Raw genomic sequence first — 16,497 nt, 5'->3', positions numbered from 1 at the left:
GCCAATCCGACCCTGCGGTTAGTGCGGGTGCGGCGTTAGCCCCATGAGTGAAACAAGCTCATCCGCTGCCCGACGTACGTCATCATTGATGACTGTGTGATCGAACTCCGGTTCAGCGGCTAGTTCTACTTTACCGGTTTCCAGCCGTCGCTGCTGTTCCTCGGCGGATTCAGTGCCGCGGCCCACCAGGCGGCGCACCAATTCTTCCCAGCTTGGCGGGGCGAGGAAGACGAATTGCGCGTCCGGGACGGCCTGCTTCACCTGGCGTGCGCCCTGCAGGTCAATCTCCAAAAGCACCGAGCGACCCTCAGCAATCGCCGCGTCTACAGTGCTCTTGAGGGTGCCGTAAGTATTTTGTCCGTGCACCACAGCCCACTCCAGGAGTTCCCCTGCCGCGATGAGGGCATCAAACTCTTCCTTGGACTTGAAGTAGTAATGCACACCATCGATCTCACCGGGCCGCGGCGGGCGGGTGGTTGCCGACACTGAAAGCCAGACCTCGGGATAGTTGTCCCGAATATAGGTGGACACGGTGCCTTTGCCGACAGCCGTCGGACCGGCGAGGACTGTCAGTCCGGGTTTCTTGCTCACGTATTCCTTTGGGCGGTGGTGGAAGCTCGGCGGGCCAAGCTATTTCTCGTCTATAAAATCTACCAGCGCCCGGCGCTGGTGGATTCCCAGGCCACGAACCCGCCGGGAGGCTGCGATGCCGAACCGGTCCATGATCGCCGCGGCCCGTACGCGCCCGATTCCCGGCAGCGCTTCCAGCAGCTCCACGACCCGCATCCGGGCGATCGCTTCGTCCGTCTCCCCCGCGCTGAGCAGTTCCGCGATCGACAGTTCCCCCGACTTCAGCCGCTCCTTCGCGGCCGCCCGGGCCAGCCTGGCCGCGGCGGCCTTGTGCAGGGCGTCGGCACGCTCCTGCGGCGTGAGGGGTCGCAAGCTCACTGAGGTCCTCCCTGCATTGTCAGCCGGGCCCACGCAAACGGCCCACGCAAACGTCCTGGTCAGACGTGACCGTGGGACGGGCCGCAGACAGCGCCCCGGCCGGTACCGCGGACTTGTCCTGAACTTACAGTCTGAAGTCGCCGGAAAGCAATGGATCGCGTCCGGCGCTAAACCTGCGGCCGACGCCATTGGAGCCAGGCGGCGGACGTGGGGTTCAGCCCGGGCCCAGCACGCCGGAGATGTGGCTGCGGGGCCTGGCGGACAGGCTGGCGGGACGGCAGGCGCCTCGGTTGCCACAGATGGCCGCAATGCCTCGTCCACAGCGGCCTTCTGTGACCAACCGACGCAGCAAACCCGGGGCCGGCCCCGCGGGCGGTTTTCCGCCGAGCCGGGAAGGCCTAGGCTGCGCGGAGTTCGTCGAGCGTGCGCTGCGCGGCGTCCCGGAGCCCTGCAGGCTGCGGCCCGGCGCCGAGGATGTCCCGGCTTGAGGTGCCAAGCACCTGACCGTAAGCGCTGCCGAAGGTGCTCCGCAGATCGGCGGCCGTGGCCCCCTGCGCGCCCAGCCCCGGCGCCAGGATCGGGCCGCGTACCGCCGACAGGTCCAGGTCAAGGTCCGCCAGCGCGGAGCCAACGGTCGCGCCCACGACGAGTCCGACGGAGCCCAGTTTCCCGTCGCCCAGCTCAACACCGTACCGCCGGTTCTCCGCGGCGGCGGCCCGGGCAATCCGCCGCGCCACCGAGTCCGCGCCACCGACATGCTGCACGGAGGCGCCCTCCGGGTTGGACGTCAGCGCCAGGACGAAGACGCCGCGCCCGGACTCCGCCGCGAGGTCAAGCGCCGGCCGGAGCGATTCGAAGCCGAGGTAGGGGCTCAACGTCACCGAGTCCGCGGCCAGGGCCGAGCCGTCCCGCAGCCAGGCGTCGGCGTAGGCGGCCATGGTGGAGCCGATGTCGCCGCGCTTGGCGTCGGCGATGCTGAGCACGCCCGCCTCCGCGCACCCTGCCAGGGTTCGTTCCAGCACAGCCATCCCGGCCGAGCCGTGGCGTTCATACAGCGCCACCTGCGGTTTCACGGCGGCAGCGAGCGGGGCCACGGCCTCGAGCACTGTGAGCGAGAAGCGCTCCAGCCCGGCGACGTCGTCGTTCAGGCCCCAGCGCTGCAACAGCGCCGGATGCGGGTCGATGCCCACGCAGAGCGGGCCGCGCTCCGCCATGGCCCGGCCGAGCCGGGAGCCAAAGGACTCCCGGCCGGACGTCTCAGCTGTGGCAGCCTCAGGCATGCGCTTTCGCTTCCTGCGCGACCCGCTCCTGGGAAGCAGCCAGGGCCGCGGCGTGCTCCTGCAGGCTGGTAACGGACCACTCGTAGGTCCGCATCGCCTCGATGGCCTGGACGGCGGCGTTGAACTCGGCCACCGTGGTGATGCACGGGATGCCGATCGAAGTGGCCGCGGCACGGATTTCGTAGCCGTCGCCGCGGGCTTCGCCGCCGGACGGGGTGTTGAAGACCATGTCGATTTCCCCGGCGATGATCAGGTCCGCGATGGTGCCTTCCCCCTCGGCGCTGGAGCCCTCGGCGACCTTGCGGACCGTGGTGGCCTGCAGGCCGTTGCGCCGCAGCACGTCGGCGGTGCCGCCGGTGGAGACGATCTCGAAGCCGAGGTCGGAGAGGCGCTTGACGGCCATGATGACGGCGCGCTTGTCCCGGTTGGCGACCGAGACGAAGACCTTGCCCTCGGTGGGCAGCGCGTTGTTGGCCGCGGCCTGGCTCTTGGCGAAGGCCGTGTCGAAGTGCTTGTCGATGCCCATGACCTCGCCGGTGGAGCGCATTTCCGGGCCAAGCAGGGAGTCCACCACCTTGCCCTCAAGGGTGCGGAAGCGGCTGAACGGCAGCACCGCTTCCTTGACCGCCACCGGGGCGTCCAGCGGAAGCGTGGAGCCGTCGCCGGATTCCGGCAGCATTTTGTAGGCAGTGCGGAGCTGGTTGATGGTGACGCCGGTGCCGATCAGTGCTGCCGCCTTGGCCATTTGCACACCCGTCGCCTTGGAGACGAAGGGCACGGTGCGGGAGGCGCGCGGGTTGGCCTCGAGCACGTAGAGCACGTCGGAGGCGAGGGCGAACTGGATGTTGATCAGGCCGCGGACGCCGACGCCTTCGGCGATGGCCCGTGTGGCGGTCCGGACCCGGTCGATCACGTTGTTGCCCAGGGTGATCGGGGGCAGCACGCAGGCGGAGTCGCCGGAGTGGATTCCAGCTTCCTCGATGTGTTCCATGATGCCGCCGAGGTACATGTCCTTCCCGTCGTAGAGGGCGTCGACGTCGATCTCGACGGCGTCCTCGAGGAAGCGGTCAATCAGCACCGGGTGGTCCGGGGTGATTTCGGTGGCGTTGGCGATGTAGCGGGAGAGGTTCGCTTCGTCGTAGACGATCTCCATGCCGCGGCCGCCGAGCACGTAGGACGGGCGGACCAGGACCGGGTAGCCGATCTCGTCGGCGATCTTCTTGGCGTCCTCGAAGGAGACGGCGGTGCCGTTCTTCGGGGAGATCAGCCCGGCCTCATCAAGCACCCGGGAGAAGGCGCCGCGGTGCTCGGCCAGGTCGATGGCCTCCGGGGAAGTGCCGAGGATCGGCACGCCGGCGTCGGCGAGCTGCTGGGCGAGCTTGAGCGGGGTCTGGCCGCCGAGCTGGACGAACACGCCCATCACACCGCCGGTCCGCTCTTCGGCTGCAATGACCTCGAGGACGTCCTCGAGGGTGAGCGGTTCGAAGTAGAGCCGGGTGGAGACGTCGTAGTCGGTGGAGACAGTCTCCGGGTTGCAGTTGACCATCACGGTCTCGTAACCGGCCTTGCGCAGCGCCATCGAGGCATGCACGCAGGAGTAGTCAAACTCGATGCCCTGGCCGATCCGGTTCGGCCCGGAGCCGAGGATGATGATGGACGGCTTGGCGTGCAGCGCCACCTCGTCCTCCTCGTCGTAGGACGAGTAGTGGTACGGCGTGTACGCGGCGAACTCCGCGGCGCAGGTGTCCACGGTCTTATAGACCGGGCGGATGCCGAGGGCCTGCCGGACGCCGCGGACGACGTCCTCGGAGTTGTGCGTCAGGGCCCCGATCTGCGCGTCGGAGAAGCCGTGCCGCTTGGCGCGCTGCAGCATCTCCTGGGTCAGGGCGGTGGAGTGGCGGATTTCCTGCGAGATCTCGTTCAGCAGCTGGAGCTGGTCCAGGTACCAAGGGTCGATCTTGGTGGCCTCGAACAGCTGTTCCAGGGTGGCGCCGCCGAGCAGCGCGCGCTGGACCTGGTGCAGGCGTTCGGTGCTGGGGCGCTTGGCCTTCTCGATCAGTTCCGGGACTTCCCATTCCGGGACCGGGCTGAAGTCCAGCTGGGAGCCCTTCTGTTCCAGGGACCGCAGCGCCTTCTGCAGCGCCTCGGTGAAGTTCCGGCCCATGGCCATGGCCTCGCCCACCGACTTCATGGTGGTGGTCAGCGTGGAGTCCGCGGCGGGGAACTTCTCGAAGGCGAAGCGCGGGACCTTGACGACAACGTAGTCGAGGGTCGGCTCGAAGGAGGCCGGCGTCTTCTGCGTGATGTCGTTCGGGATCTCGTCCAGGGTGTAGCCGAGCGAGAGCTTGGTGGCGATCTTGGCGATCGCGAAGCCGGTGGCCTTGGAGGCCAGGGCCGAGGAGCGGGAGACGCGGGGGTTCATCTCGATCACCACGACGCGGCCGGTGTCCGGCTCGACGGCGAACTGAATGTTGCAGCCTCCGGTGTCGACGCCGACTTCGCGGATGACGGCGATCGAGATGTCGCGCAGCCGCTGGTACTCACGGTCCGTCAGGGTCAGCGCCGGGGCGACGGTGATGGAGTCGCCGGTGTGCACGCCCACCGGGTCGAAGTTCTCGATGGAGCAGACCACTACGACGTTGTCGTTCTTGTCCCGCATCATCTCGAGTTCGTATTCCTTCCACCCGAGGATGCTCTCTTCGAGCAGCACCTCGGACGTGGGGCTGTACTGCAGGCCCTGGCCGACGATCCGGCGCAGGTCCTGCTCGTTGTAGGCCAGGCCGGAGCCGAGGCCGCCCATCGTGAAGGAGGGCCGGACCACCATCGGGTAGCCCAGGTCCTGGGCCGCGGTGAGGGCCTCGTCCATGCTGTGGATGATGTGGCTGCGCGCGGATTCGGCGCCGCAGCGCTCCACGACGCCCTTGAACTTCTCACGGTCCTCACCGAGCTCGATCGCGGCGATGTTGGCGCCGATCAGCTCGACGTTGTACTTCTCCAGCACACCGTTCTTGTCCAGGGCGATCGCCGTGTTCAGTGCGGTCTGGCCGCCCAGGGTGGGCAGCAGTGCGTCCGGGCGTTCCTTGGCGATGATCTTCTCGACCACCTCGGGCGTGATCGGCTCGATGTACGTGGCGTCGGCGAACTCCGGGTCGGTCATGATCGTGGCCGGGTTGGAGTTGACGAGGATGACGCGCAGGCCTTCCTCCTTGAGGACGCGCAGTGCCTGGGTGCCGGAGTAGTCGAATTCGGCCGCCTGGCCGATGACGATCGGGCCGGAACCGATGACCAGGACGCTCTTAAGGTCAGTTCTCTTGGGCATTACTTCTTGTCCTCAGTCTTGGAGTCGGTGGCAGTCTTGGTGTCGGCAGTCTTGGTGTCGGCGTTCTTGGTGTCCGCCATCAGCTCGATGAAGCGGTCGAAGAGGTAGGCGGCGTCGTGCGGGCCGGAAGCCGCCTCGGGGTGGTACTGGACCGAGAAGGCGGGAATGTCGAGGCAGTACAGGCCCTCGACGACGTCGTCGTTGAGGCTGACGTGGCTGACCTCGACGCGGCCGAAGCGCTCCTCCGGAGCCTGGGTGGCGCCTTCGAGCGGGGCGTCGACGGCGAAGCCGTGGTTCTGCGAGGTGATTTCGACCTTGCCGGTGCGGCGGTCCATGACGGGCTGGTTGATGCCGCGGTGGCCGTAGCGGAGCTTGTAGGTGCCGAAGCCGAGGGCGCGGCCCAGGATCTGGTTGCCGAAGCAGATGCCGAAGTAGGGCAGCTTGGCGTCCAGAACGGAGCGCAGCAGGTTTACCTGGCTGTCGGCGGTGGCGGGGTCGCCGGGGCCGTTGGACATGAAGACGCCGTCGGGGTTGACGGCTTTGACGTCTTCGAGCGTGGCGGTGGCCGGCAGGACGTGGACCCGGACGCCGCGTTCGGCGAAGCGGATCGGGGTCATGCGCTTGATGCCAAGGTCGATCGCGGCGATGCTGAACCGCGGCTCGCCCTCCCAGCCCCAGTCGGCGGGCTCGACGGTGTACGCCTCGTCGACGCTGACTTCCTCAGCCAGCCGGGAGCCTTCCATCGGCGCGCTGGCCAGCACGGTGTCCACCAGCTCCTTGTCCGTGGCGCCGGCGGCCTCGCCGGAGAAAATCCCGGCGCGCATGGTCTTGTGTTCGCGCAGGTGCCGGGTGATGGCGCGGGTGTCGACGCCCTGGATTCCCACGATGCCCTGGTCGACGAGTTCCTCGTCGAGGCTGCGCTCCGAGCGCCAGTTCGACGCGCGGCGCGCGGCGTCGCGGACGATGTAGCCGGCCACCCAGATGCGGCGGGATTCGGCGTCGTCCTTGTTCACACCGGTGTTGCCGATGTGCGGCGCGGTCTGCACCACCAGCTGGCGGGCGTAGGACGGGTCGGTGATGGTTTCCTGGTAGCCGGTCATGCCGGTCGCGAAGACCGCCTCGCCCAACGCGGTGCCGGTGGCACCGTAGCTGCGGCCGCGGAAGATCCGGCCGTCTTCGAGCACGAGCACGGCGGGCGTGGAGGCTGCTGCAGCGGGTGCAGAGTCGTTTGCTGTCACTGTTTCTTCAATCACTTCTGTTGCTGACACTTCTGTTCCTGACACTGCTGCTTCTGACACTGCTGTCTCTGACACTGCGTGGGAGTCTGTCACGTCGTTACTTTCCACTATCGGCTTCTGCCTGAGGGGCTGCGGAGATCAAATCTTGGAGGGTGGACAGGAGCAGGGCCTTGTCCTCGGCCCGTCGGGTGCGGAAGCCGGTGTCCAGCTCCTTGGCGCCGAGCATCCAGCTGAGCACCAGAAGACCGTCCTTTTCGACGAACTTCCCGGCCATGCCGCTTTCCTGCCGGACGCCGGTGAGGCTGGCGGCCGGGATGAACACGGGGGCGGCGCCGGAGCGGTCGAACAACACGCCTTCGGGGTGGACGCTGAGTTCGGCGTTGGTGCGCAGGCCCAACTGGTGGACGGCGATCCGGTCCAGCCAGTCGCCGGCGGTGGTGGAGGCGACGTACTGGCCCTCGGCGGCTGCCAGCGTTCCGCCCAGCTCGGCGGGAACGGCCGGGAGCGGATCGACGTCGGCCTGGCGTCGCAGCCGATTGCGCCAGCCGATCCAGATCAGGACCAGCGCGACGCCGATCAGGACCAGCGTGAAGAGCAGGGAGAGTTCCTTGACCATCAGGGGCGGACCGCCGTGTCCGAGACGTCTGTGCTGTCGGGGAGCCACCGGTACGGGGTGTTGAGTTCCCCGTCCAGGACGGTCGGATGACCCTTGAAGAAGGTGGCCACCACATTGCCCGGGAGTTCCCGGCCGGCAAACGGAGAGTTACGGCCCATGGTTGCCATCTTAGAAGGGTCCACGGTCCAGCGCGCAGCCGGGTCCACGAGTATGACGTTGGCGGGTTCACCGGTCTCCAGCGGCCGGCCCTGGTCCTCCAGCCGGCCGATCGCGGCAGGCGTGGTGGAGGTCACGCGGGCGAAGTCGGCCCACGTCATCAGCCCGGTCTCGATCATGGTGTGCTGTACCACCGACAGGGCGGTTTCCAGCCCGGTCATGCCCATCGCGGCCTGCGCCCATTCGCATTCCTTGTGTTCGCTCGGGTGCGGGGCGTGGTCGGTGCCGACGACGTCGATTGTGCCGTCCGCCAGGGCGGCGCGCAGGGCCTGGACGTCCTCGTCGGTGCGCAGCGGCGGGTTGACCTTGTAGACCGGGTCGTAGCTGCGGACCAGCTCGTCGGTCAGCCACAGGTGGTGCGGCGTGACCTCGGCAGTGACGTTGATGCCGCGTGACTTGGCCCAGCGCACGATTTCCACCGAGCCCGCGGTGGAGACATGGCAGACGTGCAGCCGGGATCCGACGTGCTGGGCGAGCAGGACGTCGCGGGCGATGATGCTCTCCTCGGCGACGGCGGGCCAGCCGGTGAGGCCGAGGACCGCGGAGACGACGCCCTCGTTCATCTGCGCTCCCGCGGTGAGGCGGGGCTCCTGCGCGTGCTGGGCGACGACGCCGTCGAACGCCTTGACGTATTCGAGGGCACGGCGCATCAGCACGGGGTCGCTGACGCAGATGCCGTCGTCGGAAAAGACCCGGACCCGGGCGCGGGAGTCGGCCATGGCGCCGAGCTCGGCGAGCTGCTCGCCGGCCAGGCCGACGGTGACGGCACCGACCGGGCGGACGTCCACCCAGCCGGCCGTGCGGCCCAGGGTGAGGACCTGCTCGACGACACCGGCGGTGTCCGCCACCGGCGTGCTGTTGGCCATCGCGTGCACGGCGGTGTATCCGCCCAGGGCTGCGGCGCGGGTGCCGGTCTCGACCGTTTCGGCGTCCTCGCGGCCGGGCTCGCGCAGGTGGGTGTGGATGTCCACCATGCCGGGCAGGGCGACGAGGCCGGCGGCATCGATGACCGTTGCGTTCCCGGCGTCGAGGTCCAGGCCGCGGGCTGCGATGACGCCGTCGCGGATCAGCAGGTCTTCAGCGGCCCCGCCGAGGATCGAGGCTCCCCGGATGAGGTAGGCGCCGGTGCTGCCTGTGTCCTGTTGCTGTGATGCCATCAGTGGCTCTCCTTGGAATAGGCGGCGGTGGAGGTTGCTGGTTCGCGGGTGTCCCCGGAGAGCAGCAGGTACAGTGCGGCCATCCGGATCGACACGCCGTTGCGCACCTGTGCCAGCACGGTGGAGCGGGGCGAGTCGGCGGCGGCCGAGGAAATTTCCAGCCCGCGGTTCATCGGACCGGGGTGCATGATGATCGTGTCCTTCAGGCCCAGGCTGTCGAGGGCGCGGAGGCGGTTGTCGTCGAAGCCCCAGCGCCGTGAGTACTCGCGGGTGGTCGGGAAGAACGAAGCGTTCATCCGCTCGCCCTGTACGCGCAGCATCATCATCGCGTCAACGCCCCGGGCGAGGGTCTCGTCGAGGTCGTAGCTGACCGTGCAGGGCCACTCTTCGACGCCGATGGGCAGCAGCGTGGGCGGGGCCACGAGGGTGACTTCCGCCCCCAGGGTGCGCAGCAGCCAGACGTTGGAACGGGCCACGCGGGAGTGCAGCACGTCGCCGGCGATCGCGACGCGCATGCCTTTCAGGTCCGCGCCGGCGGACGGGCTGCCGGCGAGCTGCGACCAGTGCCGGCGCATGGTGAAGGCGTCCAGCAGCGCCTGGGTGGGGTGCTCATGGGTGCCGTCGCCGGCGTTGATGACGGCGGCGTCGATCCAGTCGGTCGCCGCCAGCCGGTGCGGGGCACCGGAGGCCCAGTGCCGGATGACGACGGCGTCGGCGCCCATGGCGGCGAGCGTCTGGGCGGTGTCCTTGAGGGATTCGCCCTTGGAGACGGAGGAACCCTTCGCGGCGAAGTTGATGACGTCCGCGGAGAGCCGTTTGGCGGCTGCTTCGAAGGAGATGCGGGTGCGGGTGGAGTCCTCGAAGAAAAGGTTGACCACGGTGCGGCCGCGCAGCGCCGGCAGCTTCTTGACCTCGCGCTCCCCCACCGCGGCCATCTCTTCGGCGGTGTCGAGGATGCGGATGGCGTTGGCGTAGCTGAGGTCTTCGGTGGAGAGCAGGTGCTTCATGCGGTGGCCTCGATAACAACTTCGTTCACGGCTTCGCCGTCGGTTGAGTCGGTTTCTTCCAGCCGGACGCGGACCTTCTCCGCGGAGGAGGTGGGGAGGTTCTTGCCGACGTGGTCGGCGCGGATGGGCAGCTCCCGGTGGCCGCGGTCGATCAGGACGGCCAGCCGGACGATCCGGGGACGGCCCAGGTCGATGATCGCGTCCAGCGCGGCGCGGATGGTACGGCCGGAGTAGAGGACGTCGTCGATCAGCACCACTACCTTGTTGTCGATCCCGGTGCGGGGCAACTGGGTGGGGTACGGGGGCCGGGTCGGCTGGTGCGAGAGGTCGTCGCGGAACATGGTGACGTCCAACTGGCCCACGATCGCGGCCGGGTCCACGTTGGGATCGGCGGCGGCAATCTTGGCGGCGAGCCGGACGGCGAGCGGATAGCCCCGCCGCGGGATGCCCAGCAGGACCAGGTCCTGGGAGCCCTTGTTGGACTCAAGAATTTCATGGGCGATACGAGTGAGTGCACGGTCGATGTCAGCCTGGTTGAGGACAACCCTGCTGAGCTGGACCTTGGCCGGAACCGGTGCTTCTGGAACAGAAGTCAACGCTCGTCTCCCCTTTCCCCGCCTCACGGGACGGAATTAAAAAAGGATCATTTGCTCTTTCAAATTACCACACGGGCCGCCGCCTCCCGGCCCCGGAGCAGGCGGCGTGCGTCACACCGGCACGGGCCGTATTGGGCCGCCCGGCGGCGCGCGGCTTAGGCTCATGGCATGACGAGCTTCGATCCTCCCCCCGCCCGGCAGCCGCCCGGAGCGACCCGGCAGCCGCAGCAGGCGAACCCAAGCTGGATGGGCCAGGTCCAGCCGGAGAACTACCGTCCGGCGCCGGGCTTCGGGCAGGCACCGCTGCCGGCGCAGACGTCAGCGCAGGCTCCGGCGCAGCGCCATCCGGTACTGCCGGCAGCCTACGCCGCGGCACCCCGTGCGCGGGCCTCTGCGGGTATGGCGGCCCTCGTGCTGGGCGGCGCGGTTCTCGCCTTTGTGAGCCTGTTCCTGGTGCTGCCGTTCGTGCTGGAGAACACCGGGCCGGGCGGCTTCGTCGTGGGCTTCATCGCGTCGCTGCTGCCGCTCAGCTCGGTCCTGCTGGCCGTCCGCTACATTGACCGCTGGGAGCCCGAACCGAAACGGCTGCTGTTCTTCGCGTTCGCGTGGGGCGCGCTCGTTTCGATTGCCGTGACGATGCTGATCCAACCGTTCTTCTCGCTCGCCGCGGGTCCCGCGTCCGGGCTGGACTACCGGACGTTCGCCGTCACGGTACAGGCCCCGGTGGTGGAGGAATTCGCGAAGTCACTCGGTCTCTTGCTGCTCCTGCTCTTCGCGCGCAAACAATTCGACGGTCCGGTCGACGGCGTCGTCTTTGCGTTCACGGTTGCCGGCGGTTTCGCTTTCACCGAGAACATCCTGTACTTCGGCCGGGCCATCGCCGAGTCCAGCACTCCGGGCACGGACCTGGCGGTCGTGTTCTTCCTGCGCGGCGTGATGTCCCCGTTCGCGCATGCCATTTTCACCGGCACGACCGGGCTTATCCTGGGCTTCGCGGCGCGGCGCTGGCACTCCGGCCTGACGCTGCTCGCCTTCCCGGTGGGCCTGGTCCCCGCCATGTTGCTGCATAGCGGCTGGAACTCAATGGGCCAGAATTTCCTGGCGCAGTACATCCTGGTCCAGGTGCCGATCTTCCTGCTCGCCGTCCTGGTCGTGGTGCTGCTGCGCGTGGCGGAACGCCGGCTGACCCGCCAACGGCTGCAGGAGTACGCGGCGGCCGGCTGGTTCACCGGCCAGGAGGTGGCCATGCTGGCGACTCCCGCCGGGCGCCGCTCGGCCCTGCGCTGGGCCAGGACGATCGGCCGGGCCCCGCAGATGAAGGCTTTCCTGCAGGCCGCCACCCGGCTGGCCATCATCCGGCAGCGGATCCTCAGCGGCCGGGACGTGGCGGCGCATCAGCTTGACGAACAGCACCAGCTCGGCGAGATCCCGGCCTTGCGCGACGCCGTCCTGCGCTAACCCCCGGAGGGCAAGCCTAGAGGGAAAGCGGGCCGGGATACGCCAAGGGCCGGTGTCCGCCGTGGGGCGGGCACCGGCCCTTTATGGAACGGCCATCAGGCCAGCAGCGAGGGCTTCAGCTGCTGCAGGCGGCCCAGCAGGCCGTTGATAAACGACGGCGACTCGTCCGTGGAGAGCGTCTTGGCCAGCGCCACGGCCTCGCTCACGGCGACGCCGTCGGGAACGTCGTCGTTGTAGAGCAGTTCCCAGGTCCCGATCCGCAGAATGATGCGGTCAACCGAGGGCATCCGCTCCAGCGACCAGCCCTGCGAGTAGGTTTCGAGGAATTCGTCGATCGCGGCCTGGTGGGACACGACCCCCTCAACGATTTCCAGGGTGTAGGGGTTGATGATCTGATCCGTCTGTTCACGACGGGAACGCAGCACATCGAATGCGGAGACGGAGCGCTGCTCCGCCTCGAAGAGAACATCCAGGGCCCGGTTACGGGCCTTACCGCGTGCACTCACTAGTCGTTGACCCGGCCAAGGTAGCTGCCGTCGCGGGTGTCGACCTTGACCTTGGTGTTGTTCTCGACGAACAGCGGCACCTGGATCTCGTAGCCGGTCTCGAGGGTCGCGGGCTTGGTGCCGGCCGAGGAGCGGTCGCCCTGCAGGCCCGGCTCGGTGTAGGTGATTTCCAGCACGACGCTCGGCGGCAGTTCGATGTAAAGCGGGTTGCCCTCGTGGATGGCGATGTTGACCATCTGGTTCTCGAGCATGAAGTTGGTGGCGTCGCCGACGGTAGCGGCGGACACGGTGAGCTGGTCGAAGTCCGAGGTGTCCATGAACACGAAGTCGGCCCCGTCCTGGTACAGGTACTGGTAGTCGCGGCGGTCAACCGTGGCGGTCTCGATCTTGAGCCCGGCGTTGAAGGTCTTGTCGACGACCTTGCCGGACATCACGTTGCGCATCTTGGTGCGGACGAAAGCGCCGCCCTTGCCGGGCTTGACGTGCTGGAACTCGATGATGTTCCAAAGCTGGCCCTCAAGCTTCAGCACGGTTCCGTTCTTGATGTCGTTAGTGGTTGCCACAGTATCCTCAGGTTTCTTTGTTGACTGGTTCTAGCCGCCAGCCGCTTATGCCAGGCAGGCATGCCGATCCGGCCCGCCAGCGCGTATTTATCAAAAATCCAAAAACCATTCTACCGGTTTTGCCGGTGCGCTGCCGGACGGGCCAGGAACGGCCCCTAGCAGGCCAGGTCCAGCACGTCCCGGGCGCGCTGCAGCGCCACGGTCGAGGAGTAGATGAGCGCGGCATCAGCCGAGCCCGCCACCCGCAGGTCCAGCGCCTTGGCGAAGGACTCGACGGCGGCCGCGATGTTGCCGGCGGCGAAGTAGGACCGGCCAAGGTGCTGCCGGACCACGGCCTCGTCAGGAGTGCCCTGGGCTTCGGCGAGGAGCTGGCGGTAAAGCTCTACGGCGCGGTCGAAGCGGTGCGACACCCGCAGGACTTCCGCCTCGAACATCCGCAGCCGGAACGAATCCGGGTCCTTGTACCGGGCCTCGGCGAGCAGCTCGGCGGCCTCGCCCGGGTGCCCTTCCACGAGGCGCACGAAGATCAGGTCCGTGGCGTCCGTTGAGGCCGCCAGCGCCGCGGCGCAGGCTTCCCCGTTGACCACCTGCGGCATGAGGGTTTCCGGGTTGATCCGGATGCCGGGGAACCCGCCGTCGGGCCACTCGCTCGTGCCACCGCTGTCGCTGATCATCAGGACGCGATTTCCTGGTACGCCGCGAAGAGCAGCGAGGTGTCCGGCACGTCCAGGATGCCCGGGCGCCCGACGCCGTCGAGCACCACGAAGCGCAGCAGGTCGCCGCGGGACTTCTTGTCCCGCCGCATGCCGTCCAGCAACGCCTGCCAGCGGTCGCGCCGGTAGGTGATGGGCAGACCGAGGCTCTCCAGGATGCTCCGATGCCGGTCGGCGTCGGCGTCGCTGAGCCGGCCGACGCTGCGGGCCAGTTCCGCGGCGAACATCATGCCCACCGAGACGGCGGCGCCGTGCCGCCAGGAGTAGCGTTCGGCGAGTTCAATCGCGTGGCCCAGGGTGTGGCCGTAGTTGAGGATCTCGCGCTGTCCGGTTTCCTTCAGGTCCTCGGAGACGACCCGGGCCTTGACCGCGATGGCGCGTTCGATCAGTTCGCGCACGGTTTCGGAGCGCGGGTCCGAGACCGCGGCGGGGTCCTTTTCAGTCAGGTCGAGGATGGCCGGGTCGGCGATGAAGCCGCACTTGATGACCTCGGCCATGCCGGAGATCATCTCGTTCTTCGGCAGCGTGTCCAGCGTGTCCAGGTCGGCGAGGACGCCCGCCGGCGGGTGGAAGACGCCCACCAGGTTCTTCCCCTCGGCGGTATTGATGCCGGTCTTGCCGCCGACGGCGGCGTCCACCATGCCGAGCAGGCTCGTGGGCATGTGGATGACCTTCACGCCGCGCAGCCAGGTCGCCGCGACGAAGCCGGCGAGGTCGGTCACCGCTCCCCCGCCGACGGCGACGATTGCGTCCGAGCGGGTGAAGTCGTTCTGGCCCAGCACCTGCCAGCAGAACGACGCCACCTCGATGTGCTTGCCTTCTTCGGCGTCCGGAATTTCGGCCGTCAGCGCCGTGAAGCCGGCGGTGGCGAGCTCCTCGCGGACGGCGTCACCGGTGAGCCGCAGGGCGCGCGGGTGGACGACGAGGACGCGCTTGACGCGCTCCCCCAGCAGCCCGGGCAGCTTAGCCAGCAATCCGCGGCCGACGACGACGTCGTAGTTCTCCGCCGGAGCGTGTCCGGTGACTTTGATGACGGTTGATTCGGTGCTCACTTTTCAACTTTCCTTGTGGCTGCGGGGGTGCGCGTTGCCGCGGTTGGGGCGGCGGCGAGCTGCTCCAGCGCATCTTCAAGCCGGCGCGCGAGCTCCTGGACGGAACCGCTCCGGACATCGAGGGTCAGGTCCGCGAGGCGTTCATAGACCGGCTGGCGGGTGGCGAACAGCGTCCGCCAGCGTTCCATCGCGTCGCCTGCCAGGAGGGGACGCCCGGAGTTCCGGGCAATCCGCTCGGAGACGGTGTCGGCATCGCATTCGAGGTAGACCACGGTGCAGCTGGCCAGCAGCTGCTGCGTTCCGGAGTCCAGCACAGCCCCGCCGCCGAGGGAGATGACGGTATTGGTGCCTGCGGTGTTGGTGCCTGCGGCCTCCTCGATCGCCTTGGCGACGGCCCGGGCTTCCAGTTCGCGGAACGCGTTTTCGCCGCGGCAGGCGAAAATGTCCGCGATGGTGCCGTGCTGGGCGACCACTTCGACGTCGGTGTCGACGAAGCGGGCGCCGAGCTGCTGGGCGAGCTGCTGCCCGATAGCGGACTTGCCGACCGCCATCGGGCCGATCAGGGCGACCGGGCGGTCCAGTGACTTACGCGCTGCGTGACGACCCGGCACTAGTGCCCGATCGAGTCCAGGGACGCCGGAATGTTGTCCAGGTAACCCTTGATGTTGCGGGCGGTCTCCTGCACGGAGTCGCCGCCGAACTTTTCCGTGACCGCTTCGGCGAGGACCAGCGCCACCATGGCCTCCGCCACCACGCCGGCGGCCGGGACCGCACAGACGTCCGAGCGCTGGTGGTGTGCCTTGGCGGCCTCGCCGGTGCTGATGTCGACAGTCTTGAGCGCGCGCGGCACCGTCGCGATCGGCTTCATGGCGGCGCGGACGCGGAGCACGTCGCCGATGCTCATGCCGCCTTCGATGCCGCCGGCCCGGTTGGACGTGCGGATGATCCTGCCGTCGGCGTCCTTGACGATTTCATCGTGGGCAGCCGAGCCGCGGCGCGCAGCGGTGAGGAAGCCGTCGCCGACCTCCACGCCCTTGATTGCCTGGATGCCCATCAGGGCGGCAGCGAGGCGCGAGTCGAGGCGCCGGTCCCAGTGGACGTAGCTGCCCAGCCCGGGGGGCAGGCCGTAGGCGAGGACTTCGACGACGCCGCCGAGGGTTTCGCCTTCCTTGTGCGCCATGTCCACCTCCGCGACCATGGCGTCGGAGGTCTCGCGGTCGAAACAGCGCAGCGGGTCGGCGTCGAGGGCCAGCACGTTGTCCGGCACGGGCAGCGGCCGGCCCTCCGGGACGGAAACGCTGGCAATGGACACCGTGTGGGAGACGAGTTCGATGCCGAGCTGCTTGAGGAACGCGGAAGCGACGGCGCCCAGGGCCACGCGGGTGGCGGTCTCCCGGGCGCTGGCGCGCTCCAGGACCGGGCGGGCCTCGTCAAAGCCGTACTTCTGCATGCCGGTGAAGTCGGCGTGGCCCGGCCGAGGCCGGGTCAGCGGTGCGTTGCGGGCCTGGTCCGCGAGGGCCTCGGGGTCCACCGGGTCCGCAGACATGATCTGCTCCCATTTGGGCCACTCGGTGTTGCCGACCTGGATCGCGACGGGGCCGCCCTGGGTCAGGCCATGGCGCACACCGCCCAGGACCGTCACGGCGTCCTGTTCGAACTTCATCCGGGCGCCGCGGCCGTAACCGAGGCGCCGGCGGGCCAGCGCTTCGACGATCCGGTCGCTGGTGAGTTCAACACCTGCGGGGACGCCTTCGATAATTCCGACCAAGGCCGGACCATGGGATTCTCCGGCAGTCAACCAACGCAACATAAAATCCATCCTGCCATG

At 68.2% G+C, this 16,497-nt stretch carries 16 protein-coding genes; 1 reads left to right on the top strand and 15 read right to left on the bottom strand.

From position 1 onward, the window contains the following. Window positions 1-18 precede the first annotated feature (18 nt). The 9 genes from gmk to pyrR all read right to left on the bottom strand — a co-directional run bounded on the left by gmk (window position 19) and on the right by pyrR (window position 10,377). A complete protein-coding gene (gene gmk / locus AC1DH3_RS05705; protein WP_441417721.1) occupies window positions 19-591 on the bottom strand; it encodes a guanylate kinase in 573 nt (190 codons plus the stop codon). Between the two features lie 39 nt (window positions 592-630). Continuing rightward, window positions 631-948 (bottom strand): integration host factor, actinobacterial type, encoded by a 318-nt coding sequence (gene mihF / locus AC1DH3_RS05700; RefSeq protein ID WP_441417720.1) that lies wholly within the window; start codon window positions 946-948, stop codon window positions 631-633. A gap of 398 nt (window positions 949-1,346) precedes the next feature. Beyond that, on the bottom strand, window positions 1,347-2,228 hold the full coding sequence (pyrF, locus tag AC1DH3_RS05695; RefSeq protein WP_476908793.1) for an orotidine-5'-phosphate decarboxylase: 882 nt from the start codon (window positions 2,226-2,228) through the stop codon (window positions 1,347-1,349). Then, window positions 2,221-5,547, bottom strand: a complete 3,327-nt coding sequence (gene carB, locus AC1DH3_RS05690; protein WP_441417718.1) for a carbamoyl-phosphate synthase large subunit — start codon at window positions 5,545-5,547, stop codon at window positions 2,221-2,223. The genes pyrF and carB overlap by 8 nt, the downstream gene beginning before the upstream one ends. Then, window positions 5,547-6,785 (bottom strand): glutamine-hydrolyzing carbamoyl-phosphate synthase small subunit, encoded by a 1,239-nt coding sequence (carA, locus tag AC1DH3_RS05685; RefSeq protein WP_441417717.1) that lies wholly within the window; start codon window positions 6,783-6,785, stop codon window positions 5,547-5,549. The genes carB and carA overlap by 1 nt, the downstream gene beginning before the upstream one ends. 97 nt (window positions 6,786-6,882) lie before the next feature. Then, a complete protein-coding gene (locus AC1DH3_RS05680) occupies window positions 6,883-7,401 on the bottom strand; it encodes a PH-like domain-containing protein (RefSeq protein ID WP_441417716.1) in 519 nt (172 codons plus the stop codon). Then, window positions 7,401-8,774 (bottom strand): dihydroorotase, encoded by a 1,374-nt coding sequence (locus AC1DH3_RS05675; RefSeq protein WP_476908792.1) that lies wholly within the window; start codon window positions 8,772-8,774, stop codon window positions 7,401-7,403. The genes AC1DH3_RS05680 and AC1DH3_RS05675 overlap by 1 nt, the downstream gene beginning before the upstream one ends. Further along, window positions 8,774-9,781, bottom strand: coding sequence for an aspartate carbamoyltransferase catalytic subunit (locus tag AC1DH3_RS05670; protein ID WP_476892473.1), 1,008 nt, complete (start codon window positions 9,779-9,781; stop codon window positions 8,774-8,776). Before AC1DH3_RS05670 ends, AC1DH3_RS05675 begins: the two co-directional genes overlap by 1 nt. Further along, window positions 9,778-10,377, bottom strand: a complete 600-nt coding sequence (gene pyrR, locus AC1DH3_RS05665) for a bifunctional pyr operon transcriptional regulator/uracil phosphoribosyltransferase PyrR (protein WP_441417713.1) — start codon at window positions 10,375-10,377, stop codon at window positions 9,778-9,780. The genes AC1DH3_RS05670 and pyrR overlap by 4 nt, the downstream gene beginning before the upstream one ends. 168 nt (window positions 10,378-10,545) lie before the next feature. On the opposite strand from pyrR, the gene AC1DH3_RS05660 reads away from it, so the two are divergent. After that, the gene (locus AC1DH3_RS05660; RefSeq protein WP_476908791.1) at window positions 10,546-11,835 is read left to right on the top strand and encodes a PrsW family intramembrane metalloprotease; all 1,290 of its coding nucleotides are present in this window, start codon (window positions 10,546-10,548) and stop codon (window positions 11,833-11,835) included. A gap of 95 nt (window positions 11,836-11,930) precedes the next feature. On the opposite strand, the gene nusB is transcribed toward AC1DH3_RS05660, so the two are convergent. From nusB to aroC, 6 genes are all read right to left on the bottom strand, one after another. Next, window positions 11,931-12,341 (bottom strand): transcription antitermination factor NusB, encoded by a 411-nt coding sequence (gene nusB / locus AC1DH3_RS05655; protein ID WP_441417711.1) that lies wholly within the window; start codon window positions 12,339-12,341, stop codon window positions 11,931-11,933. Beyond that, window positions 12,341-12,904 carry an elongation factor P gene (gene efp, locus AC1DH3_RS05650; protein WP_018773146.1) on the bottom strand — a complete coding sequence of 188 codons (564 nt, stop codon included), beginning with the start codon at window positions 12,902-12,904 and terminating at the stop codon, window positions 12,341-12,343. Before efp ends, nusB begins: the two co-directional genes overlap by 1 nt. Before the next feature lie 155 nt (window positions 12,905-13,059). Beyond that, window positions 13,060-13,578, bottom strand: a complete 519-nt coding sequence (locus tag AC1DH3_RS05645; RefSeq protein WP_476908790.1) for a tetratricopeptide repeat protein — start codon at window positions 13,576-13,578, stop codon at window positions 13,060-13,062. Continuing rightward, the gene (gene aroB, locus AC1DH3_RS05640) at window positions 13,578-14,669 is read right to left on the bottom strand and encodes a 3-dehydroquinate synthase (RefSeq protein WP_476908789.1); all 1,092 of its coding nucleotides are present in this window, start codon (window positions 14,667-14,669) and stop codon (window positions 13,578-13,580) included. The genes AC1DH3_RS05645 and aroB overlap by 1 nt, the downstream gene beginning before the upstream one ends. Beyond that, window positions 14,666-15,280, bottom strand: a complete 615-nt coding sequence (locus AC1DH3_RS05635; protein ID WP_476892472.1) for a shikimate kinase — start codon at window positions 15,278-15,280, stop codon at window positions 14,666-14,668. Before AC1DH3_RS05635 ends, aroB begins: the two co-directional genes overlap by 4 nt. Next, entirely contained in the window at window positions 15,280-16,479 is a 1,200-nt protein-coding gene (gene aroC, locus AC1DH3_RS05630) for a chorismate synthase (RefSeq protein ID WP_476908788.1), read from the bottom strand. The genes AC1DH3_RS05635 and aroC overlap by 1 nt, the downstream gene beginning before the upstream one ends. Window positions 16,480-16,497 lie beyond the last annotated feature (18 nt).

It is taken from the genome of Arthrobacter sp. 05L428 (assembly GCF_056397665.1).
Note: the sequence above shows the minus strand (reverse complement) of the source record. Positions and strands in the feature narration are given on the sequence as shown.